Here is a 22,348-nt window from a genome sequence, read left to right as displayed (position 1 = left end):
ATATGCGGGCGCCGGGCCGGAAATGTGGAGGATCTGTGTCGGTTCCGGAGCGGGGCACGCGTCAGCGCCCCCGGGACCGCCGGATCCCCGGCCACCGTGCACGGGCCGGGGACGTCGGCGGGCCGCTCCGGCTCACCAGGTGTGCACGGGCGCGTTTTCCCGCATGTTGTGCGCGTAGGCGCGGGTCATCATGCGGAGGGCGTCGTGGCGTGAGGCGCCCGACGAGCGCTCGATGGAGTCGACGGTGGCGATCTGCCAGGCGGCGCCGGTCTGCCCGGTGACGCAGCGGCGTTCGATGATGCCGAGGAGGCGGTCGCGGCGGGCCGGGTCGACGCCCCAGCGGTCGAGGCCCTCGTGGGCGAGGGGGAGGAGTTTGCGCAGGACGAGTTCGGCCGCCGGGACCTCGCCCACACCGGGCCAGTAGAGGGTGGCGTCGAGGCCGTCGCGGGCGGCGCGGTGGAGGTTCTCCTCGGCGGTGGCGAAGGACATGCGGGTCCAGACGGGCCGGTCGGCCTCGGCGAGCATCCGGATGATGCCGTAGTAGAAGGCGCCGTTGGCGACGACGTCGGCGACGGTCGGCCCCGCCGGCAGGACCCGGTTCTCGATGCGCAGGTGGGGGCGGCCCTTGACGACCGCGTAGATGGGGCGGTTCCAGCGGTAGATCGTCCCGTTGTGGAGGGTGAGTTCGCCGAGTTCGGGGATGCCGCCGTCGTCCAGGACCTTCCGCGGGTCCTCCTCGTCGCAGAGCGGCAGCAGGGACGGGAAGTAGCGGGTGTTCTCCTCGAACAGGTCGAACACGGAGGTGATCCAGCGTTCGCCGAACCAGACGCGGGGCCGGACGCCCTGCGTCTTCAGCTCGTCCGGACGGGTGTCGGTGGCCTGCTCGAACAGCGTGATGCGGGTCTCGTGGAAGAGCCGGTGCCCGAACAGGAACGGGGAGTTGGCGCCGACCGCGACCTGGGCGCCGGCGATGGCCTGTGCGGCGTTCCAGTAGGCGCCGAACTGGTCGGGGCTGACCTGGAGATGGAACTGGACGCTGGTACAGGCGGCCTCGGGGATGATCGTGTCGGCGTGCATGTGCAGCGGCTCCGCCCCGCCGATGTCGATGCGCATCTCCTCGCCGCGCGCCGCGAAGATCTGGTCGTTCAGCATCTTGTAGCGGGCGTTGGCGGACAGGGTCTCCTCGCCGATGTCGGTCCGCCGCAGGGTGGGCAGGATGCCGATCATGAGGAGCCGGCCGCCGACCTCGCGGGCGCGGTCGTCGGCGTGCCGCAGATGCTCGCGGACCTCCGCCTCCAGTTCGCCGGTGCTCTCCCCGCCGAGTTCGCGGGGCGGGATGTTGATCTCCAGGTTGAACTGGCCGAGCTCCGTCGCCCAGGCCGGGTCGGCGATCGCCTTGAGGACGTCCGCGTTGCGCATCAGCGGATCGCCGAGTGAGTCGATCAGGTTGAGTTCGATCTCCAGCCCGATATGGGGGCGCTCGAAGTCGAACTGGGATTCGCCCAGCATGCGGGCCAGCACGTCGAGGCACCTGCGAACCTTCTCGCGATACCGCCGCCGGTCCTCGCCGCTGATGGTGACCGAAGCCACGTCCCTGCCCATGTGTCCGTCCCTGTGCTTCGGAGGAACCGTCATAAAACGGGATGTCCCAGTAAGGGAAGGTGAAAACCCGGCAGTGGTTTCGGGCTGTCGTTTGGGACCGCCGGTAGCGTGGGGCCCAGGAGGAGCCATGCGCATGCGCCCCCGGTCCATCAGGGCCAGGGACACGCTTATCGCCGCCGTGATCGCCGCGCTCGTGTTCGGGATCACGGCGGCCGTCGTCGACCTCGCCGTGCGCGGCGCCGTCAGGACCGACCGCCTCCAGGAGACGCAGGCGGGCGCCCGGAGGGTCAGCGGCGCCCTCCGCGACGGAACGCTGAAGCGCGTGATCCCCGACGACACCCGGGGCCGCGTCCTGATCCAGGTCGTCGAGCCCGGCGGGCTCGTGACGAACGCGACACCCGCCGCGGCGGGCCGCCCGCCGGTGAGCGGAGTCTGGCCGTCGAGCAACCAGCGGATCCGCGACTTCACCGAGTGTCACGGTTCCTGGCCGAAACGTGAATGCCTCGTCATCGAGGCCATCCGGGTCAGCACCACGCCCGACTCCGTCGTCGTGTACGCGTCACAGCAAATGCCGTCCTACCTGGTGGACGGGGTGCTGGAGGCGGTGCTCGGTACCGGCGTCCTGCTGTTCGCGGGGTCCTCCGCGTGGATCACCTGGCAGGTCGTCGGCCGCACCCTCGGCCCGGTCGAGGCGATCCGCGCCCAGCTCGCCGAGATCAGCGCCACCGACCTGAGCCGCCGCGTCCCCCAGCCGTCCGGGCAGGACGAGATCGCGCAGCTCGCCCGCACCGCGAACGCGACGCTCGACCGGCTGGAAGGGTCGGTCGGACGGCAGCGGCAGTTCGCGGCCGACGCCTCCCACGAGCTGCGGACCCCGATCGCCGCGCTCCGCGCGAACCTGGAGGACGCCGCGGCGCATCCCGACGACACCGACCTGCGGGAGGTCGTCGGGTCGGCGCTGCGCGACACCGACCGGCTGGAGTCGATCGTCACCGACCTGCTGCTGCTCACCCGCATCGGCACCGCCGGGACGGCGCGGGAGCCGGTCGACCTGTCCATGCTGGTGAAGACCGAGGTCGCCCGCCGCTCGTTCACCCCGAAGATCGTCACGGAGCTCACGCCCGGGGTGACGGTCCTCGGGGTGCCGACGCAGCTCGTCCGGCTGCTGGGCAACCTGCTGGACAACGCCGAACGCTACGCCGACTCGTCCATCACCGTCCGGGTGACCAGGGAGGACGGGCAGGCGCTGCTCACCGTCACCGACGACGGCGTGGGCATCGCGCCCGCCGACCGGGAACGCGTCTTCGAGCGCTTCACCCGCCTCGACGCCGCCCGCAGCCGCGGCGCGGGCGGCGCCGGCCTCGGCCTCGCCATCGCCCGGGAGATCGCCGGCGCGCACGGCGGGACGATCCGGGCCGAGCCTCACCCGTCCGGCGCCTGTTTCGCGCTCCGCCTGCCCCTGAGCACCGAAAAGGGCCGCCCGAAAACGGGCGGCCCTGCCTGACGCGGCGGCTCAGACGCGGACGGCCTGGATCTCAAGCTGGATGTCGACCTTGTCGCCGAGCAGGGCCTTCTCGCCCTTCAGCGGAATGTTGAACTCGATGCCCCAGTCCCTGCGGTTGATCGTGGTCGCGGCGGAGAAGCCGGTGCGCGTCCCGCCCCAGGGGTCCTCGGCGACTCCGTTGAACTCGACCGACAGGGTGACCGGCCGGGTGACGCCCTTGATCGTCAGCTCGCCGTCCAGGAAATGACCGTCGCCCTCGGCGCGCACGCCCGTGGTCGCGAAGGTCATGGTGGGGTACTTCTCGACGTCCAGGACGTCGGCGGTGCGCACGTGCGCGTCCCGGTCGGGGTTCCGGGTGTCGAGCGAGGCGACCTCGATCTCGGCCGCCGCGGTCGACCGCGCCAGGTCCTCGTCGATCCGCACGGTGCCGGAGAACTGGGTGAACGTGCCACGCACCTTGGTCATCAGGTGCCGGATGACGAAGGTGACCTCGGAGTGCCCGGGATCGATGTTCCAGGTCCCGGTGGTCAGTTCGGGCGCGACGGCGGCGATGCTCATGGTGACTCCCGCGAGTGAATTGAACCTTCAACTAACATCGAAAGTTAGTTGACGCTTAAACACATGTCAATCCCGTCTTGTTTCCGGCGCCGGTCGCCCCCGCTCGGGGACACGGCGGCCAGGCCCTCGCGCGTCGATCTCGCCACGGTCGAGTCGCTCGCCCGCGTGCTGGCCGGGCAACGGCGCCTGGAGGACTCCATCGGGTCGGCGGCCGTCGTCCCCGCGGTCCGCGCACAGCTCCGCGCCATCGAGGGCATGGTGGCCGACGCCCGCGGGGCCGTCCGGCGGGACCTGCTCGACGTCGCCGCGCAGTGGGCGCAGTTCGCCGGCTGACTGCACACCAACGTCGGCCGGTACGCCGACGGTCTGAAGTGGCTCGGCCGCACCCTGGAATGGGCGACGGAGATCGACGACCGGCAGCTGGTCGGTCGGTCATGTCATGGCAGGGGTACATCGCCGAGCGGCGCGGCCACATCGGGACGATGATCGGCCTGGCGCAGGCGGCGCAGCGGCTGCGGGCCGGATCGGTCGGCCGCGTGTACGACCTGTACGAGGCGATCGCCACGCGGATCGGGTCGGAACGGCTCGGCCGGCTGGTGGCGTCGCTGCGCTGAGCGGGCGCGCCGTCAACGGTCACCGACCTGGCCGAGGACGCCGGCCACGCCCTGGACACGGCGTGACCAGCCCGGTGGGCGGGGTCAGGGTTGGGTGGCTTCGGCGGGGCGGCGGTGTTCCAGGGCGCTCCGGAGTTGGGCGCGGCCTCGGTGGATGCGGGAGCGGACGGTGCCGAGCTTGACGTTCAGGGACGCGGCGATCTCCTCGTAGGAGAGCCCCTCGATGTCGCACAGGACGACGGCGGCGCGGTATTCGGGGGCGAGGGCGTCCAGCGCCTTCTGGATGTCGGCGTCGAGGTGGCGGTCGTCGTAGGCCTGCGCGGGCGTCGGCTCGCGGCCCTGCAGGCGGTCGGCGGCGTCGTCGCCGAGGGCGTCGAACCGGATGCGCTGCTTGCGGCGGGCGCGGTCGAGGAACAGGTTCGTCGTGATCCGGTGCAGCCAGCCCTCGAACGTGCCGGGGCTGTAGGACGACAGCGAGCGGAAGACGCGGATGAAGACGTCCTGCGTCAGGTCCTCGGCGTCGTGCCGGTTGCCGGTCAGCCGGTACGCCAGCCGGAACACCCGGGTCGAGTGCTCGCTGACGATCTCCTCCCACGTCGGCGGGGTCCACGCCATCGCGCCTGCGCTCACCACTACCCCTGTCTGATACAGAATTGTTACGGCCAAGCATGCCGGTACCCAGATAAGCACCGTGTAAGGACCTCGTACGTGGCCGGATAAGGCGATGTGGGATGTGACTCATCTCATTGGACGGACTGTCGACAAGGATGGGGTTCGCCAGGAGGATCGGGGCAGTCCCCACCCCGACCCCCTGCGAGGACGCGGTATGGCGCGAAGCTACAACCTGGCCGACCTGCTCGAAATCCTGGCCGCGGCGGGCCCGGACCGTCCGGCCCTCGTCGCCGGGGCCGAACGGCGGACGTACGGGCAGCTCAGCGAACGCGCGAGCCGGGTGGGGCACCATCTCGCGGCGGCCGGCGTGCGGCCGGGCGAGCACGTCGCGATCCTCGCCCACAACCGCGCCGAGTGGATCGAGGCGATGTTCGGCGCGTTCAAGATCCGTGCCGTGCCCGTCCCGGTGAACTACCGGTACGTGGCCGCGGAACTGCGGCATGTGCTGGCCGACTCGGACTCGGCCGCGCTGATCGGGGAGCGTTCGCTTCTGGAGAAGGTGCAGGAGATCCGGGACGGGCTGCCGAAGCTGCGGCACGTCGTCGTCCTGGAGGACGGCTCCGCGGCCGAGATCCCGGACGCGGTCGGGTACGAGCGGGCCCTTGCGGAGGCCGACCCCGGCGACGACTTCCCGGAACGTTCCAGCGACGACCGCTACATCATGTACACGGGCGGCACGACCGGCTACCCGAAGGGCGTCGAGTGGCGCTGCGAGGACATCTTCTTCGGCGCACTCGGCGGCGGGAACGCCCTCGGCGACCCGATCGGTGCCCCGGAGGAACTGGCCGCCAACGCCGGCCAGCCCGCGATGGCCGTCCTCGACTGCGCGCCCGTCATGCACGGCGCCGGCCAGTGGGTCGCGCTCATGGGCCTGTTCAGCGGCGCCAAGGTCGTCCTTTACACCGACCACGCGTTCGACGCCGGCGAGGCGCTGCGGCTGCTCGCCGAGGAGCGGGCGAACGTGCTGATGCTGGTCGGCGACGTCATGGCGCGGCCGGTCGCGAAGGCGCTGGCGAGCGGCGGGTACGACACGTCCTCGCTGATGGCGATCGCGTCGGGCGGCGCCCCGCTCACCGAGGGCGCCAAGCGGGCGCTGCGGGACCGCCTCCCCGACATCATGTTCCTCGACAACTACGGCGCCTCGGAGACCGGCGCGTGCGGGCCGTCCGTCGGCGCCGCGGAGGGCACGGCCCGGTTCATGATGAAGCCGGGCATCACCGTCCTGGACGACGACCTCAACATGGTCAAGCCCGGCGAGATCGGCAAACTCGCCCGCAGCGGCCACATCCCGCTCGGCTACTACAACGCCCCGGAGAAGACGGCGTCGACGTTCTTCACCGCCGCCGACGGCACCCGCTGGTCGGTCCCGGGCGACTTCGCGACCCTGGAGGAGGACGGCACGATCACCCTCCTCGGCCGCGGCTCCCTCGTGATCAACACGGGCGGTGAGAAGGTGTACCCGGAGGAGGTCGAGGTCGCGCTCAAGGACCACCCCGACGTGGACGACGCGGTCGTCGTGGGACTGGCCGACGAGCGGTTCGGGCAGCGTGTCGCCGCCGTCGTCGCGCCCCGTCCCGGCGCGACGGTCACGCTGGAGGGGCTCACCGAGCACTGCCGCGGCCGGCTCGCCGGATACAAGCTCCCGCGCCAGATCACGCTGGTGGACGAGGTGCGGCGCACGGCCGTCGGCAAGTCCGACTACAAGTGGGCGCGAAGCGTGCTGGAGTAAGTTTTCTGCGCCCATACCACGGTTTGGTGCCTTTTCCGGGCGGTGCGCCGGTCAAGAATCAATTGATGCCGATGGGGCGTGTCTTGGGCGCGTTCCGGCGATTACCCGCTCTATGAATGGGGATCGGCTGATACCGCTCGCGCGACGGTATCGCCTGCTCTCTGTGGTCGGCAGAGGCGGCATGGGCACCGTCTGGCGGGCGTACGACGAGATGCTCGACCGGGACGTCGCCGTCAAGGAGGTCCGCCTTCCTTCGCGCATCACCCAGAGTGAACGCAGGGTGATGTGCCGGCGCCTGCTGATGGAGGCGCGGGCCACGGCGGCGCTGCGGCATCCCGGTGTGGTCGCCGTCCACGACCTGGTCATCGAGGACGGCCGCCCGTGGATCGTCATGGAGTTCCTGGAGTCGTGCTCGCTGAACCGGCTCGTCGCCGAGGACGGCCCGCTCGGCGTGCGCCGGACGGCGGAGATCGGCGCGGCGGTCCTGTCGGTGCTGCGCGCCTCGCACGCGACCGGCATCCTGCACCGCGACGTCAAACCGAGCAATGTCCTCGTCTGCGATGACGGACGCGTTCTGCTCACCGACTTCGGTTTGGCCGTCCATATGAAGAAGGGCGTGGAGAACGCCGACACAATGCCTTCGGGCATTGAGGGATCTCCCGCTTACCTTCCGCCGGAACGGGTGAACGGGCAGCCGAGCGTGGAGGCGTCCGACCTCTGGTCACTCGGTGCGACGCTTTACACGGCGGTCGAGGGTTTCTCGCCGTTCCTGCGCCGCCATGCGCTCGCGTCCATGGTGGCGGTGCTGCTGGGCGACTACGCGCGTCCGATGCGGGCGGGGCCGCTGACTCCCGTCATCGACGGGCTGCTGCGGCAGCGTCCCGAGGACCGCCTGACCGCCGAGGCCACGGCGGACCTGCTGCGAGAGGTGATCCGCGCCCTCCCCGAACCCGGCATCACGCGGGCCGCGGTGTGCCGCCGCGGCCCCTGGGCGCCGCTCGGCGGGCGGGGGCCGCGGGACGTCCCGCGCCGCCGGGGCACCGGCGGGCCGCGCGTCCCGCGGGTGTTCCGCGACGGATCGGGCGGGGCGCCGCCGTGCGGTTCGCGGCCGCCGCGGCGGCGGTACCGCGAGGCGTGGACGCCCCGCGCCCTGGCGGCGCGCTGCCGGTGGCCGCTGCGGCGGCGCCGGCTCCGGCCCGGCGCCGTCGTCGGCGTCGTGCTGCTCGCCGCGCTCGCCGCCGGTGCGGGCACCTGGGCGGCCCGCTGGACGTCGATCGGCAAGAGCGACGCGGTCGTGCTGCGTCCGGCGGCGGGCGTCACGGTGAAGACGACGAGGTACCGCGAGGCGGGCGCCTACTCGGTGCGCGTGCCGGCGGGCTGGCAGGCCGAGCGGAGCGGCTCCGTCATGACGTGGAAGGACACCGGTGCGGGACTCGGCCTGCGCATCTCCCCGGCACCGGGCGACCCGCTCACGGGGTTGCGCGCCGAGGAGCGCGGGGCGGTCGCCGAGCACCGCTATCCGGGGTATCGGCGGCTGCGGCTCGAACCCGTCCCGGAGGTCATCGCGGGGGCCGCCGAGTGGGAGTTCACCTGGCGGGAGCGCGGCCACGGCGGCGTCCGGCACGGGCTGTGCGGCCGGGCGGCCGGGTACGAGTTCTGCTTCTACGCGCCCGATTCCGGCTGGACACCGGGCCAGCGCCTCTACGACAAGATCGTCAAGTCGTTCAGGCCGGAAACGGCCGAATGATCGGGGGGCGGCCTCCGGGATGACTCGCGATCCGAACGGCTAGGTCGTCTGCCGGAGGCGGAGCAGGAACTCGGCGTTGGACGAGGTGCCCTTCATCTTCTCCAGGAGTTGCTCGACGGCCTGCTGCTTCTCCAGACCCTGGAGTGCGCGGCGGAGGCGCCAGGAGAGGGCGAGTTCCTCGGGGGACATGAGCAGTTCGTCGCGGCGCGTCCCGGACGCCTCGATGTCGACGGCGGGGAAGACGCGGCGGTCGGCGAGGCTCCGGTCGAGCTTCAGCTCCATGTTGCCGGTGCCCTTGTACTCCTCGAAGAAGACGTCGTCCATCCGGGAGCCGGTCTCCACCAGCGCGGTCGCGAGGATCGTCAGCGAGCCGCCGTTCTCGATGTTGCGGGCGGCGCCGAAGAACTTCTTCGGCGGGTAGATCGCGGTCGTGGCGACCCCGCCCGCGAGGATGCGGCTGCTGGAGGGCGCCGCGAGGTTGTAGGCGCGGCCGAGCCGGGTGATCGAGTCGAGCAGCATGACGACGTCGTGGCCCTGCTCGACGAGCCGCTTGGCGCGCTCGACGGCGAGTTCGGCGAGCGCGGTGTGGTCCTGCGCGGGACGGTCGAACGTCGAGTGGATCACCTCGCCGCGCACGGACCGCTGCAGGTCGGTGACCTCCTCCGGCCGCTCGTCGATGAGCACGACCATGAGGTGGACCTCGGGGTTGTTCTGCGCGATCGCGCCCGCGAGGGCCTGCAGGACCATCGTCTTGCCGACCTTCGGCGGCGACACGATGAGCCCGCGCTGGCCCTTGCCGATCGGCGCGACCAGGTCGATGACGCGGGTGGCGAGCGGGCCGGTGTCGAGGCGGAGCCGCTCGTCCGGGAACAGCGGGGTGAGCTTGCCGAACTCGGGGCGGTTCGCCGCCTGCGCGGGCGGCAGCCCGTTCACCGCCTCCAGGTGGGCGAGGGAGGGGAACTTCTCCCGGCCCGACTTGGGCGCCTTCGCGATGCCCGCGACGACGTCGCCGTGCCGCAGGTGGTGCGCCCTGACCTGGGTGAGGGAGACGTGCACGTCGTCCGGCCCGGGGAGGTAGCCGGAGGTGCGGACGAACGCGTGCTTGTCCTGGACGGCGAGGATGCCGTGGAACGGGACGGTCGGCGTCTCGTCGGCGGGACGCCGGGTCTGCTGCCGGCCGGCCTTGCGCCCGCTCTGCGCGGACACGGTGTGCGCCTGTGTCTTGCGGGCGGTGGCAGGGGGTTCGGATGTGAGGGTGGAAGTGGACATGTGGGCCCCTTCTCAGGCTGGCGCGGAACGGTCCGCGCCGCCTGGGGTCGATTCCCGGGTACGGCGGCGGACTCCGCGGCGCGTACGCGAGAGGAATGCGAGGAATTCAGCTCGGTTCACCGGGCTGACGGCGGCTCCCTTGTGCGGCGGCCCGGACGCCGACCTGCGCGTACCGGACCGGGAAGATCACCGGGCGCTCAGATGGCCCGGGCGGGGAAGAAACAACTTCGGTGCGAGTCGCGGAACCGAAGCCGCTGCTTTGACAGTACAGCACTCGGCGCCGGTTTCGCATTCCCCGATCGGCGGTGATTGCTTTCATGCAGGTCGATCCCCCTCGTGACGGCGTGACGCGGCGCGGCGTCCCCCGGCCGCGCCGCCGTCCGATCGTTCGGTATGACTCTCCGGCGGGCGCCGGGGTTCCGATCGGATCGGGTGCCCCCCGGAACCGCCGGGCGGAATCGGCTCCGTACGATGAGCCGCGTCAGGGCAGAGGGAGGACCATGGACACCGGGCTCCACTTCGAGGTGGCCGGGGGTGTCGGGACGATCACGATCGACCGGCCGGCCAAGCGGAACGCCATGTCGGCGGACATGTGGCGGGCGCTCCCCGGCATCCTGGACGCCCTCGCCGGCGACCCGTCCGTCCGGGTGGTGGTGCTGACGGGCGCGGGCGGGAACTTCTGCGCGGGCGCCGACATCGCCGAGCTCGGCGACATCCACCGCGACGACGACTCGCACCTGTCGACGGTCGCCGAGCGGGCGCTCGCCGCGTTCCCCAAGCCGGTGCTCGCCGCGATCGAGGGCTACTGCGTGGGCGGCGGCTGCCAGCTCGCGGCGGCCTGCGACCTGCGGTTCGCCACCGAGGACGCCCGGTTCGGGATCACCCCGGCCAAGCTCGGCATCGTGTATCCGGCCGCCGCGACGACGCGGCTCGTCCGGCTGGTGGGCCCGGCCGCCGCGAAGTACCTGCTGTTCTCGGCGGACCTGATCGGCGCCGGGCACGCGCTGCGGATCGGGCTGCTGGACGAGGTCGTCCCGTCCGGCGGCCTGCGCGACCGGGTCGCCGCGTTCACCGCGACCCTCGCGTCCCGCTCGCTGCTCACCCAGCAGGCGACCAAGGACATCGTGGACGCCATCGCCGCCGCCGGCCCGGTCCAGGAGAAGACCGCCCGGTGGTTCGCGGAGGTCGCCGCGAGCGGCGAGGTCGAGGAGGGCGTCGCCGCGTTCCTCGAACGCCGCCCACCCGCCTTCACCTGGACGTCCGCCACGCGCTGACGCCGGATCTCACGTGCGAAATATCGTGAAAATCTCTCGAACTCCTCCGACATATCGGTCATCTCATCCAGCGATCAGGAAAGATTGCAAAGGGGTTCGAACCATGACGCAGGGTGCAAACCGTCGATCGCTGCTCGCGCTGGCCGGGGCGGGCCTCGCGCTCGCGCTCTCCGTCACCGGCTGCCGTGTCAGCGCCCACGTGGGCGGCACGGGGCCGACGTCCGGTTCGAGCACCGGCACGGGCACAGACACAGACACAGGCACGGGCAGCGGCACGGAGACGGGGACGGGCAGCGGCACCTCGCCGAGCACGCCCCCCACCGCGCAGGCGCCGGTCGCGGCCGTGGCGAAATGCACGGCGGCGCAGTTGCGGGCGGAGATGCAGGAGCAGCAGTCCGACTCCGAGGAGAAGGTGCTCGCGACCCTGATGCTCACCAACAAGTCGGGGCAGACCTGCCTGATCCCGGCGGGCTGGGCGCCGTTGGGGCTCGGCGGCGCCGGCGGCGCGTACTACAGCGCGGTGCAGGGCGAGCGCGAGAACTACCCGGGCCCCGGCGTGAACATCACCCTGCGCCCCGGCCGGACGGCCTTCGCCGGGCTCAGGTGGGGGACGAGCCCCGACTGCCCGAGCGCGGGCGGCTGGGCGGTCTCCTGGCAGGGAAGCTGGCTGTTCATCGACGCCACCTGGCAGAACGGCCCGCGCGACATGTGCCCCGGCACCCTCTCCCAGGGCACCCTCCAGCCCACCATGAACGGCGTCAACTACAGCTGACCGGTCACCGGTTCAGATAGGCGAGGACGGCGCGGACGCGGCGGTTGTCGTCCCCGGTCACCGGCAGGTCGAGCTTGGTGAAGATGTTGGCGGTGTGCTTGGTGACGGCCCGTTCGGTGACGACGAGCCGCTCCGCGATCGCCGCGTTGGACCGTCCCTGCGCCATCAGCTCCAGGACCTCGGTCTCGCGCGGGGTGAGGCGGCTCAGCGGGGTGTCGCGGGTGCTGCCGGCGACGAGCCGGGAGATGACCTCCGGGTCCATCGCGGTGCCGCCGCCGGCGACGCGGCGCACCGCGTCCACGAACTGGGCCGCGTCGAACACCCGGTCCTTCAGCAGGTAGCCGATGGCTCCGGCGCCGTCCGCGAGCAGTTCCCGCGCGTACAGCTGCTCGACGTACTGGGACAGCACGAGCACGGGCAGGCCGGGGACCCGGCGCCGCGCCTCCAGCGCCGCCTGCAACCCCTCGTCGGTGAAGGATGGGGGCAGCCGCACGTCGACCACCGCCACGTCCGGGCGGTGGTCGAGCAGTGCCTTCAGCAGCGAGGGGCCGTTGTCGACGGCCGCCGCGATCTCGAAGCCGTGCGTCTCCAGCAGGCTGACGAGCCCCTCTCTCAGGAGGGCGAGATCTTCGGCGAGGACAACGCGCACGGCAGCTCCAAGGTCACGATCGTCGGGCCGCCCATCGGCGAGCTGAGGGCGAGCACGCCGTCGAATGTACCGATCCGGCGTTCGATGCCGCGCAGGCCCGTGCCGCCGTCGAGGGTGGCGCCGCCGTGCCCGTCGTCGGTGACCGTGATGCGCAGCATCCCGTTCTCGTGCCGCATGTCGATCCAGACGCGGGACGCGCCGGAGTGCTTGGCGGTGTTGGTGAGGATCTCCGACACCGCGAAGTAGGCCGCGGACTCGACCGGCGCGCTCGCCCGTCCCGGCAGGTCGCCGGTGACCTCGACCCGCATCGGGTGGTCGAGCGCCAGCGCCTTCACCGCGTCGCCGAGCCCGCGGTCGGCGAGCACCGGCGGGTGGATGCCGCGGACCAGGTCGCGCAGCTCGTGCAGCGCCTTCGCCGACGACGCGCGGGTCTCGGCGAGCAGCAGCCGCGCCTTCTGCGGGTCCTTGTCGAGCAGGTGCTCGATCGCGCCGAGGGTCATGCCCATCGCGACGAGCCGGGCCTGCGCGCCGTCGTGCAGATCGCGCTCGATGCGGCGCAGCTCGGCGGCGGAGGTGTCCACGGCGTCCGACCGGGTCTCGGTGAGGTGCTGGACGCGCAGCGCGAGCTGCGACTTCTTCGTCGGGCCGAGAAGCATGCGGCCCCAGTGCCCGTACACGGTCATCATCTTCGGGCCGATCGCGTACCCGGCCACGATGCTGAGGGTCGCGACGACCAGGGTGGAGACGACGCGTCCGGTGTCGCGGCCGTACCCCTCCGTGATGGGGATGTAGGCGTACCAGTCGCTGCCGCCGTAGTGGCCGATCAGGTCGCCGGCGAACGCCGCGAGGACGTACCCCCACAGCCCGTTCAGGATCAGCAGCCCGGGCAGCGCCGCCGTGAAGATCGCAACGACCGGGTCGACGACGACCCACAGGTAGTCCCGCCATGTCGCCGGGTCGCAGACCAGCGCGATGAACCGCTTGAAGAAGCCGTTCAGGCCCGGCTCGGGCGCCGGCTCGGGCAGGTACGGCCGCTGGACGGTGATGTCGGTCCACCGGCCGATGCGGTCGCGGTAGGCGTCGAGCCGGTCGCGCAGCAGTATGGTCGCGGACGGGAACAGCAGCACCCCGACGAAGCTGGTGATCATCGAGACGACCGTGATGAACCACAGCCCGACGAGCGTCGCGGGGACGCTCAGCATCCAGAGCGCCAGCCCGCGCCAGGGCGTCCTGGCGTACCGCTGCAGCCGGGTCTCTTCCACCGATCCACCGTTCACTGGGTCCTCCACGGGTCGCCTGCCACCTGGAGTCCAGTCTTCTGGCGTGCGCCCACGAGCACAGTGTGCCCGCACCCCGAGCCGGGGGTGTAGTTACGTCCACCCCTGGGACGCCGGAGGAGCCGGGCGTCTCGATCGGGAGGGTCAGAGGGCGACGAAGGTCAGGCCGCGCTTCTTCATCTTCGGGATGACCGTTTCCAGTGCCCTGAGGGTCTGGGAGCGGTCGCCGCCGCCGTCGTGGCACAGGAGGATGTTGTTCTCCTTGCCCTTCAGCAGGGCGCGGCGGATGCGGCCCACGCCGGGGCGGGCCCAGTCGCGCGGGTCGACGGCCCAGTCGATCGGCAGCATGCCGTGCTCGGCGACCAGGTCCAGGACGGTCTTCGACCATGCGCCGCCGGGGGAGCGGAAGAACTGCGGGACGATGCCGGTGACGTCCGCGATCCGGTCGTGCGCCTGGACGATCTCCCGGCGGACGCGCTTCCTCGGCAGGCCCCCGATGGAGATCGGGTGGGTCTCGGTGTGGTTGCAGATCTGGTGGCCGGAGTCGGCGATGCGGCGGGTGAGCTTCGGATACTCCTTCACCTGCTCGCCGATGATGAAGAACGTCGCGTGGACCTCGTGCTCGGCCAGCAGGTCGAGTATCCGCGGGGTCCACATCGGGCTCGGGCCGTCGTCGATGGTCAGCGCGATCGACTTCGGCGGGGGCGGCGGCGACAGCTCCGACAGTTCCCGGATGGGCTCGCCCGCCGCGGTGAGCTTCGCGGCCGTCCACGAGGCGGGACGGGGAGTCGGGGTCGGCGTCGGGGTCGGCGTCGGATGGATCACCGGACGCGCCCGCGGCGTCGTCGTCGGCGCGGCCACGGCGGTGGAGCCGCCCGACGGGCGCGCGGCGTCCGCGCCGAGCGCGGTCAGGCCGGCCGCGGCACCCAGCAACCAGAGCGCTTTGCGGCGGGACGTCCCACCTGCCTCCTCAACCTCCACAAGCCCCACGCTATCGGGCTTTCAACGGGGGAGGAGAGCGATATTGGATCACAATCGGGCCTAGCGGTGGCCGATGAGTGCCATGCCACACGGGAGGCCGGGCATGAACATCGGTGCCAAGGCGGTGGACGCGCTCGGGAGCGAGGTCCTCGACCGTCGGTTCAAGGCGGTCCCCGCGTGCCCAAAAGCTACTGACGAGTTGAGGTATTTGAACGAAATCCTTTTACTCCGGTCATCGCCGGCCAGGGTGTTACGGTTTCCGGGCACATCGGGGGCGGACGTCTCCGCCGGAAACGCGGCGCGGGACGGCCGTGCGATCACGGCCCGGCGCAGCCGGCGTGCGGTGACCGATCCTTCAGGCAGTGCGCCGCGGGGGCCGATCTGCTCTGGAGGACGCGCCCCACGGCGCTGACCCCGTCGCCGGGTCCGATCGTCGGAAGACCGCGCGGCCCCGCGGTTTCCCACGGCCGGGCTCAGGGCAGCAGGCCGGCGCGGCGGGCGGCGGTCACGGCCTCCAGGCGGGTGTGGCTGTCGAGCTTGCGCATCGCCGAGCGCAGGTAGCTCTTCACCGTCTCGGGCAGCAGGCCCAGGCGTTCGGCGGCCTCCGCGTTCGTGCAGCCGATCGCCACATAGGACAGCACGTCCAGCTCACGGGGGGACAGGGCGGGACGCGGGGCGTCGCCCGGTTCGTCCAGCCCGGCGGCGGCCAGGCGCAGCGACGCGCGGCGCAGCCGGTCGCGGGTCGGCAGGTCGTCGACCTCCTCGGCCAGCGCCCGCAGTTCGGCGTGCACGGCCCGCACCTCCTCCCAGCGCGCGGCCGACGTGCCGGGCCGCGTCCGGGCGAGCGCCTCGTCCGCCCGCTCCCGGACGGCGAGGTCCTGCTCAAGGTCGCGGGCCACCTGGACGGCCGCCCCCACCACGCGGTCGGCGAGGCTCAGGGGTTCCCGCAGCGCGCCGTACAGGACGCCGCGCACCCGCCGCCGGACCACGATCGGGACGGCGACGATCGACAGCAGCCCCTCACGCCCGACCGGTTTGTCGTAGTCGTGGCTGATCGACGATGAACACGGATAGTTGCTCACCCATGCGGGACGCCCCATGGCCATCGCCTTGCCGCCGAGCCCGTTGCCCTGCCGCACGACCAGCCCGTTCAGGGCGTCGGTCATGGTGCCGACGAGTTCGGTGATGCGCAACCTGTCCTGGCCGCTCAGCGCGCCCCCGAACACCACGGGCAGCCCGGTCGTGCGGTGCAGCGCCAGCACCGCCGACCGGACGGCCCCCACGTCGTCGCGCGCCGCTGCGGGGGGACGTGCCCCGACGCCCCCGGGCGAATGCGCATCCATGCCCCGAGCATGCCTTGCCCAGGCCCGATCACGGAAGGTCACGAGCCGGAAAACTCACGCGTGCTTCGTGGCGGCGGCGTCCCCAAGGCCCAGGATGTCGACCGCCTCGGTGCGCATCTGCACCTTGCGGATCTTTCCGGTGACCGTCATCGGGAACTCGTCCACCACGTGCACGTAGCGCGGGATCTTGTAGTGGGCGAGCCTGCCCTCGCAGAACGCGCGCAACTCCGCGGCGGTCAGGCCCGCCGCGCCCTCGCGCAGCCGCACCCACGCCATCAGCTCCTCCCCGTACTTCTCGTCCGGGACGCCGATGACCTGCGCGTCCACGATGTCGGGATGGGTGTAGAGGAACTCCTCGATCTCGCGCGGGTAGATGTTCTCGCCGCCCCGGATCACCATGTCCTTGATCCGGCCGGTGATGTTGACGTAGCCGCCGGCGTCCATCACCGCGAGGTCGCCGGTGTGCATCCAGCGGGCGGCGTCGATGGCCTCGGCCGTCCTGTCCGGCTCGTCCCAGTAGCCGAGCATCACCGAGTAGCCGCGGGTGCAGAACTCGCCGGGCGTGCCGCGCGGGACCGTCACCCCGGTCTCCGGGTCGATGATCTTGATCTCCAGATGCGGCAGGACGGTTCCGACCGTGGACACCCGCCGGTCGAGCGAGTCGCCCGCCCGGGTCTGGGTCGACACGGGCGACGTCTCCGTCATGCCGTAGCAGATCGCGACCTCGCTCATCCCGAGCCGGTCGATGACCTGCTTCATCACCTCCACCGGGCACGGCGACCCCGCCATGATCCCGGTGCGGAGGCTGGCCAGGTCCAGCTCGTCCGCCGACGGCTCGTTCAGTACGGCGATGAACATCGTCGGCACCCCGTACAGCGATGTGCAACGTTCCACCGCGACCGCGTCCAGCGTCGCCTTCGGGTCGAACGCCGGCGCCGGGATCACGACGCACGCGCCGTGGCTGGTCGCCGCGAGGTTCCCCATCACCATGCCGAAGCAGTGGTAGAAGGGCACCGGGACGCACACGCGGTCCTCTTCGCCGTAGCCGCACAGCTCACCGACGAAGTAGCCGTTGTTCAGGATGTTGTGGTGCGACAGCGTCGCGCCCTTGGGGAAGCCCGTCGTCCCGGACGTGTACTGGATGTTGATCGGGTCGTCGGCGGTCAGCGTCCGCGCGATGCCGGTGAGGACGGCGGGGTCGGCGGTGCGGCCCGACTCCAGCAGCGCGTCCCAGCCGGGGGTCCCGATGAGGACGACATCCCGCAGCGCGGCGCACTTCGGCCGCACCTCCTCGATCATCGCCGCGTAGTCGGACGTCTTGAACGCCGGCGCCGCCACCAGCGTCCGGATGCCCGCCTGGTTGAGGACGAACTCCAGCTCATGCACCCGGTAGGCGGGGTTGATGTTGACCAGGATCGCGCCGAGCTTGGCCGTCGCGTACTGGACGAGCATCCACTCGGCGCAGTTCGGCGCCCAGATCCCGACCCGGTCGCCCTTGACCACACCGAGGTCGCGCAGGCCGAGCGCGACGGCCGCCACGTCCTCGGCGAACCGCCCGTACGTCCAGCGGCGGCCCGTGGCCCGGTCGACCAGCGCGTCCCGCTCCGGGAACGCGGCGACCGTCCTGTCGAGGTTCGCGCCGATGGTGTCGCCGAGCAGCGGTGTGCTCGAAACGCCCGAGGCGTAGGAGAGTGTCATCGCAGGTCCTCCTCGCGGAACTCGCCTTCCGGGCGGTCGCTCGTGCCGGGGTGTTTGTCGATCTCGCTGGTGCGCAGCTCGACCCGGCGGATCTTTCCGGAGATCGTCTTCGGCAGCTCGGCGAACTCCAGCAGCCGGATCCGCTTGTACGGGGACAGCTGCGCCCGGCTGTGCGCGAAGATCGCCTTCGCGGTCTCGGCGGTCGGTTCCCAGCCGTTCGCGAGCGTCACGTACGCCTTCGGGACGGCGAGCCGCACCGGGTCGGGGGACGGCACCACGGCGGCCTCCGCGACCGCCGGGTGCTCGATCAGCACGCTCTCCAGCTCGAACGGCGAGATCTTGTAGTCGGACGCCTTGAACACGTCATCGGCACGTCCGACATAGGTGATGTACCCGTCCGCGTCGCGGGAGCCGATGTCGCCGGTGTGGTAGTGGCCGCCGGCCATCGCCTCGGCCGTGCGCTCCTCGTCGCCGTGGTAGCCGGCCATCAGCCCGAGCGGAGGGTCTTCGAGGTCGAGGCAGATCTCGCCCTCGTCCGCGGGTTCCCCGGTCACCGGGTCGATCAGCACGACCTTGTAACCCGGCACCGGACGTCCCATCGACCCCGGCTTGACCGGCTGGCCCGGCGTGTTGGCGATCTGGACGGTCGTCTCGGTCTGCCCGAACCCGTCGCGGATCGTCCGGCCCCAGGCGTCCCGGACCCGCTCGATCACCTCGGGGTTCAGCGGCTCACCGGCCGCGACGACCTCGCGCGGCGGCGTGCCGAGCCGGCCGAGATCGGCCTGGATCAGCATCCGCCACACGGTCGGCGGCGCGCAGAAGCTCGTCACGCCGCACCGGTCCAGGGTGTCGAGCAGCCGGTCGGCGTCGAATCGCGTGTAGTTGAAGATGAACACGCACGCCTCGGCGTCCCACGGCGCGAAGACGTTGCTCCACGCGTGCTTCGCCCAGCCCGGCGACGAGATGTTCAGGTGGACGTCCCCGGGCCGCAGCCCGATCCAGTACATCGTGGACAGGTGCCCGGCCGGGTAGGACGCGTGCGTGTGCTCGACCAGCTTCGGCTGCGCCGTCGTCCCGGACGTGAAGTAGAGCAGCAGCGTGTCCCGCGACATCGTCAGCCCGTACGGGGTGAACGCCTCGGCCTCCTGGTAGGCGTCGGCGTAGCGCAGCCAGCCGTCGACCGGGTCGCCCACGGCGATCTTGGTGTACTCGCCCTCGACCCCGTCGAACTTCCCGGTGTCGGACGAACCGACCACCACGTGCCGGGCCTTGCCGCGCGTCAGCCGGTCCTGCAGATCGGCCGTGCCCAGCAGCGGCGTGCACGGGATCATGATGGCGCCGAGCTTCATCGCCGCCAGCACGGTCTCCCAGAGCTCCACCTGGTTGCCGAGCATCAGGATGATCCGGTCGCCGCGCCGCACGCCCGCCCGGCGCAGCATGTTCGCGACCTGGTTCGACCGCCGCGCGAGCTGCGCGAACGAGTACCTGGCCTCCGAGCCGTCCTCCTCGACGATCCACAGCGCGGGCGAGTCGTTGCCCTCGGCGATCTTGTCGAACCAGTCCAGCGCCCAGTTGAAACCGGTCAGCACCGGCCAGCGAAACTTCTCGTACGCGGTCGCGTAGTCGTCGCGATGCGCGAGCAGGAAGTCGCGCGCCGCGCGGAACTCGACTGCGGGCATGGTCTCTCCTCGTAGCCGCACGGGCATCACGGTCACAAGGATCGTTGGCCATCCGAGTGACCTGCGCCACCCCCGAACGGGGGTAGTCGGGTCGTTCTACCCGCCGCAGCGAACGGCGACGCAGTAATCGCGCCATGTGCCGGCACCTCTCGCTTGTAACGGACAAATAAGTCATAAACCAAGAAATGGGACATCTGTGCCGTGTGGCGACGTCGATACTGCAATCAAGGTCATGTCGAAACCCTTGAACGAGGAGACCGAAAGGGTTCAGATTTTGAGATCATGGAAAATTGTAGGAAATCTCCGCTGATTGATTCGCTGGCTGCCTATGCTGGGTATCGTCGAGAGTGGCTACGAGTCAGAGGGCGCATCGTGGGGATCGAACACGCGGCGGTTCAGGTACGAGTCGGGCAAGGGGTGCTGTGGATTGACGACGAGGCATATCCGCTGCGCAACATCAGCCATGTGGGGCAACGCGCGCTGGAAGTCGACAAAGGTGCCGCTTGGAGAAAATTCATCAAGCGCGTCCTGCTCGGCGTGATCTTCGGTGTAATCGTGGCGCTCGGATCCAAAGCGGTCGGGATACTGATCGTGCTCGTCGTGGTGGCAGTGTCCATCTGGCGCCTTACGTCGACCATCGGCATACCGCCGGTATACGGGTTGGTCCTCAACACCGCAGGCACGCAACGAGATGCGGTGTGGAGCACGCAGGCGAGTGAAATCAAGGCGCTTGTCCTCAAAGTCACCGAAGCGATCAGCCAGCCTGACTTGGCGCAGATGACCTTCAACGTCCAGCACGCGGTACAAGGTGACCTCATTCAGCAGTACGGTGACGGCAACATCGGCAAGGCGGAAACGCGCACCGGCAACGTTCGGGGGCGATGATGGGCGACCGCATCGAGCAACGCGGTGACGGCAACATCGGCAAGGCGGTAACCCGCACCGGAAACATCACGGCGGGAGGAACGCGCGGCGCAGGCTCGGAGTCGAGACAGTTCACAATCGATGACCTCCGGGTGGAGCTCGCAGAGCTGAAGCAGCACCTGGATGACAGTGATCGAGCGGAAATCGATGCCGCTGTTCATGAGATCGACTCGAGCCCTTCTGAGGAGCGCTTCAACTCGCTCCTGAAGAGGATCGCAGGGGTGGCGGCAGTGGCCGGAGAAGCTGGGGTGGCTGTGATTGCAGTCGTCAAGGAGCTGCTGACTTGATGACTGATCCCGCGTTGCCGATGTGATCGTGTCCGGCGGGGCGGTCAAGGCAGCCCGTGACCGCCCCGCCGCATCTACATCAACATCCCGGTCGGCGTCCTGGTCACCGCGATCGCGCTGGCCACCCTGCGCCCCGACACCCTGCGCCTCCCCGACCGGACGGTGTCCTGGCTGAGCGGCTGCCGCCGCCTGCACCGCCGCTACGAACGCAAGCCCGAACACTTCCTGGCCTTCGTCGGCATCGCCGCCACCCTCATCTGTCACCGCCGACTCGCCAAATGAGATGACGTCTAATACTCCAGCGGTAAGTTGTGATCTTGCTGGTGGGGTGCTGGAGCATGCAGACGGCCACCGCGTGATCATGGGTGTTTGTGAGGACGACCGAAGATCGCGTGGTGGCCGCTGGGCCCAGCGTAGACCCTGGCCGGTGGCAGACGATGTTGGAGGATCTGTTGGGCCGGGTGGCCTGCAGGTTCAGGCGGGTGGAGACCCGGCGGCGGTTCCGGGGCCTGCTGGAGGGGTTGCTGGCGGAGTTGCCGCGCAAGAACTGCTGGACGATCGCCGAGCACGCCGGGGACCGCGACCCGTATGGGATGCAGTATCTGCTGAGCACTGATTGCGCAGGTCATCGATCGGCCCCGACACCCCCAGCGGCAGGTGCGGCTCGATCAGTTCCCATTCCGTATCGGTCACATCACCACGCGTCATGTACCGGTGGTACAGCCCGCCCCCGCCCAGGTGTGAGCGAGTCACTCAATCGTGACTAGCAGCAACTGATCCGAACTTCCAACAGGCCCTAAACCCCCCGCTGCTGCGGAAGACCTCGCTCGGCCAGATCGCGACCCACTTCGGGTGGTCCGGGTCCATGTGCTCGAAGAGGGGACGCAGCAGCTCGTCCTTGAGGACGTTCGTGTAGAAGACCTCGGTCAGCCGCTCGAACGCCGCGCTCCCGCCCGCCCAGTCGTACATCGTCGGGACGGACGAGCCGGCGCCGCGCACGGGCGTCCGCTCGTAGTGCCGCATCTCCTCGATCCGCCGCACGTACGGCTTGATCTCGGCGAAGAACGCGGGAAAGTGCGCACCGCCGCGGAAGCCCCGCATGTGGTCATCGGCGGACGTCCAGCAGATGCGCAGGACGTAGGCCGAGGGCTCCTCGACGCAGCGGGACAGTTCGTAGTCCACGCACTGGGGCGCGGCGGCGAGCGGGACCGATGCCCGCGCGTAGGCGGCCTCGAACTCCTCCGCGTCCCGCGGATCGATGCGATATCCCGGTCACCCGCCGCCGGCCTGCCGTATCGCCGGCCTGGTCCGGCTCGTCACGCTGTGCGGGCGCCGCGGCCGGTGGGGTGTCCGCCTTCGCGGGCGGGCCGCCCGCAGTGGGCGCAGACCACTATCGGGTCGAGGTCCTCACCGCAGGTATGCACCCACCGGACGGGCGGGTCGCCGGGGTTGAGGTGCCGGTCGCCCCACTTCATCAGGACGGCCAGCACGTCGCTGAGCTCCCGTCCCTGGGGAGTCAGGTGGTACTCGTACCGGGCCGGGCGGGTGCTGTAGAGCTCCCGCCGGACGAGGCCCGCGTCCTCCAGCTTGCGCAGCCGGGTGGTGAGGATGTCGCGGGCCGCGCCGGTGTTGCGGACGATCCCGTCGAACCGCCGCACCCCGTAGAGCAGTTCCCGGACCACCAGCAGCGTCCACCGTTCCCCGACGATCTGGAGCGCGTCGGCGACCGAGCATTCACGTGGAGCGGCGCTCTTCTCCATGGCCTCATG

The 22,348-nt window shown here is 70.7% G+C and carries 20 protein-coding genes and 3 pseudogenes; 11 read left to right on the top strand and 12 right to left on the bottom strand.

Annotated features, from left to right (window positions below; all coding sequences use genetic code 11):
- Nucleotides 1–132: 132 nt before the first annotated feature.
- Complete coding sequence (locus ACQP1N_RS33065) at nt 133–1,602, bottom strand: glutamate--cysteine ligase (RefSeq protein ID WP_067802488.1); 1,470 nt, start codon at nt 1,600–1,602, stop codon at nt 133–135.
- A gap of 127 nt (nt 1,603–1,729) precedes the next feature.
- Between ACQP1N_RS33065 and ACQP1N_RS33060 the strand changes: the two genes are divergently transcribed.
- Nucleotides 1,730–3,106: a sensor histidine kinase gene (locus ACQP1N_RS33060; protein ID WP_433228196.1), complete on the top strand. Its 1,377-nt coding sequence runs from the start codon at nt 1,730–1,732 to the stop codon at nt 3,104–3,106.
- Between the two features lie 9 nt (nt 3,107–3,115).
- Here the strand turns inward: ACQP1N_RS33060 and ACQP1N_RS33055 are convergent, their stop codons facing one another.
- Nucleotides 3,116–3,664 carry a YceI family protein gene (locus ACQP1N_RS33055; protein ID WP_067802496.1) on the bottom strand — a complete coding sequence of 183 codons (549 nt, stop codon included), beginning with the start codon at nt 3,662–3,664 and terminating at the stop codon, nt 3,116–3,118.
- Between the two features lie 63 nt (nt 3,665–3,727).
- Between ACQP1N_RS33055 and ACQP1N_RS33050 the strand changes: the two genes are divergently transcribed.
- Nucleotides 3,728–3,997, top strand: a complete 270-nt coding sequence (locus ACQP1N_RS33050) for a hypothetical protein (protein ID WP_433228195.1) — start codon at nt 3,728–3,730, stop codon at nt 3,995–3,997.
- 101 nt (nt 3,998–4,098) lie between these two features.
- Nucleotides 4,099–4,278 (top strand): hypothetical protein, encoded by a 180-nt coding sequence (locus ACQP1N_RS33045; protein ID WP_433228193.1) that lies wholly within the window; start codon nt 4,099–4,101, stop codon nt 4,276–4,278.
- Between the two features lie 84 nt (nt 4,279–4,362).
- Here ACQP1N_RS33045 and sigE read toward each other — a convergent pair whose 3' ends face one another.
- Nucleotides 4,363–4,893 (bottom strand): RNA polymerase sigma factor SigE, encoded by a 531-nt coding sequence (gene sigE, locus ACQP1N_RS33040; RefSeq protein ID WP_131732941.1) that lies wholly within the window; start codon nt 4,891–4,893, stop codon nt 4,363–4,365.
- A gap of 211 nt (nt 4,894–5,104) precedes the next feature.
- Here sigE and ACQP1N_RS33035 point away from each other — a divergent pair, with 211 nt between their 5' ends.
- Nucleotides 5,105–6,679 (top strand): acyl-CoA synthetase, encoded by a 1,575-nt coding sequence (locus tag ACQP1N_RS33035; protein ID WP_067802509.1) that lies wholly within the window; start codon nt 5,105–5,107, stop codon nt 6,677–6,679.
- Nucleotides 6,680–6,842: 163 nt separating this feature from the next.
- Entirely contained in the window at nt 6,843–8,426 is a 1,584-nt protein-coding gene (locus ACQP1N_RS33030) for a protein kinase domain-containing protein (RefSeq protein WP_433228191.1), read from the top strand.
- Between the two features lie 39 nt (nt 8,427–8,465).
- Here the strand turns inward: ACQP1N_RS33030 and rho are convergent.
- Nucleotides 8,466–9,617: pseudogene (gene rho, locus ACQP1N_RS33025) on the bottom strand (transcription termination factor Rho); the annotation flags it as partial.
- A gap of 578 nt (nt 9,618–10,195) precedes the next feature.
- Here rho and ACQP1N_RS33020 point away from each other — a divergent pair.
- A complete protein-coding gene (locus tag ACQP1N_RS33020; protein WP_067800940.1) occupies nt 10,196–10,969 on the top strand; it encodes an enoyl-CoA hydratase/isomerase family protein in 774 nt (257 codons plus the stop codon).
- Between the two features lie 103 nt (nt 10,970–11,072).
- Nucleotides 11,073–11,741, top strand: coding sequence for a DUF4232 domain-containing protein (locus tag ACQP1N_RS33015; protein WP_433228190.1), 669 nt, complete (start codon nt 11,073–11,075; stop codon nt 11,739–11,741).
- A 4-nt stretch (nt 11,742–11,745) separates the two neighbouring features.
- Here the strand turns inward: ACQP1N_RS33015 and ACQP1N_RS33010 are convergent, their stop codons facing one another.
- From ACQP1N_RS33010 to ACQP1N_RS32985, 6 genes are all read right to left on the bottom strand, one after another.
- Nucleotides 11,746–12,390: a response regulator gene (locus ACQP1N_RS33010; protein ID WP_067800933.1), complete on the bottom strand. Its 645-nt coding sequence runs from the start codon at nt 12,388–12,390 to the stop codon at nt 11,746–11,748.
- The gene (locus tag ACQP1N_RS33005) at nt 12,354–13,652 is read right to left on the bottom strand and encodes a histidine kinase (protein ID WP_433228188.1); all 1,299 of its coding nucleotides are present in this window, start codon (nt 13,650–13,652) and stop codon (nt 12,354–12,356) included. The genes ACQP1N_RS33010 and ACQP1N_RS33005 overlap by 37 nt, the downstream gene beginning before the upstream one ends.
- A gap of 159 nt (nt 13,653–13,811) precedes the next feature.
- Nucleotides 13,812–14,648, bottom strand: a complete 837-nt coding sequence (locus ACQP1N_RS33000; protein WP_067800926.1) for a polysaccharide deacetylase family protein — start codon at nt 14,646–14,648, stop codon at nt 13,812–13,814.
- A 473-nt stretch (nt 14,649–15,121) separates the two neighbouring features.
- The gene (locus ACQP1N_RS32995; protein ID WP_433228185.1) at nt 15,122–15,991 is read right to left on the bottom strand and encodes a response regulator transcription factor; all 870 of its coding nucleotides are present in this window, start codon (nt 15,989–15,991) and stop codon (nt 15,122–15,124) included.
- Between the two features lie 54 nt (nt 15,992–16,045).
- Nucleotides 16,046–17,689, bottom strand: coding sequence for an AMP-binding protein (locus ACQP1N_RS32990; protein WP_433228183.1), 1,644 nt, complete (start codon nt 17,687–17,689; stop codon nt 16,046–16,048).
- Entirely contained in the window at nt 17,686–19,368 is a 1,683-nt protein-coding gene (locus ACQP1N_RS32985; RefSeq protein WP_433228181.1) for an AMP-binding protein, read from the bottom strand. Before ACQP1N_RS32985 ends, ACQP1N_RS32990 begins: the two co-directional genes overlap by 4 nt.
- Before the next feature lie 372 nt (nt 19,369–19,740).
- Here ACQP1N_RS32985 and ACQP1N_RS32980 point away from each other — a divergent pair, with 372 nt between their 5' ends.
- The 4 genes and pseudogenes from ACQP1N_RS32980 to ACQP1N_RS32965 form a co-directional block, all read left to right on the top strand.
- Nucleotides 19,741–20,253 carry a DUF6232 family protein gene (locus ACQP1N_RS32980; RefSeq protein ID WP_207394173.1) on the top strand — a complete coding sequence of 171 codons (513 nt, stop codon included), beginning with the start codon at nt 19,741–19,743 and terminating at the stop codon, nt 20,251–20,253.
- On the top strand, nt 20,250–20,579 hold the full coding sequence (locus ACQP1N_RS32975; protein ID WP_067800916.1) for a hypothetical protein: 330 nt from the start codon (nt 20,250–20,252) through the stop codon (nt 20,577–20,579). The genes ACQP1N_RS32980 and ACQP1N_RS32975 overlap by 4 nt, the downstream gene beginning before the upstream one ends.
- Before the next feature lie 153 nt (nt 20,580–20,732).
- Nucleotides 20,733–20,861 (top strand): annotated as a pseudogene (locus ACQP1N_RS32970) (IS5/IS1182 family transposase); the annotation flags it as partial.
- Between the two features lie 155 nt (nt 20,862–21,016).
- Nucleotides 21,017–21,187 (top strand): annotated as a pseudogene (locus ACQP1N_RS32965) (IS701 family transposase); the annotation flags it as partial.
- A gap of 145 nt (nt 21,188–21,332) precedes the next feature.
- On the opposite strand, the gene ACQP1N_RS32960 reads toward ACQP1N_RS32965, so the two are convergent.
- Complete coding sequence (locus ACQP1N_RS32960; protein WP_084263118.1) at nt 21,333–21,839, bottom strand: antibiotic biosynthesis monooxygenase; 507 nt, start codon at nt 21,837–21,839, stop codon at nt 21,333–21,335.
- Nucleotides 21,840–21,895: 56 nt separating this feature from the next.
- Entirely contained in the window at nt 21,896–22,339 is a 444-nt protein-coding gene (locus ACQP1N_RS32955) for a winged helix-turn-helix transcriptional regulator (RefSeq protein ID WP_067800913.1), read from the bottom strand.
- Nucleotides 22,340–22,348 lie beyond the last annotated feature (9 nt).

It is taken from the genome of Actinomadura formosensis (assembly GCF_050948385.1).
Classification (GTDB): domain Bacteria; phylum Actinomycetota; class Actinomycetes; order Streptosporangiales; family Streptosporangiaceae; genus Spirillospora; species Spirillospora formosensis.
Note: the sequence above shows the minus strand (reverse complement) of the source record. Positions and strands in the feature narration are given on the sequence as shown.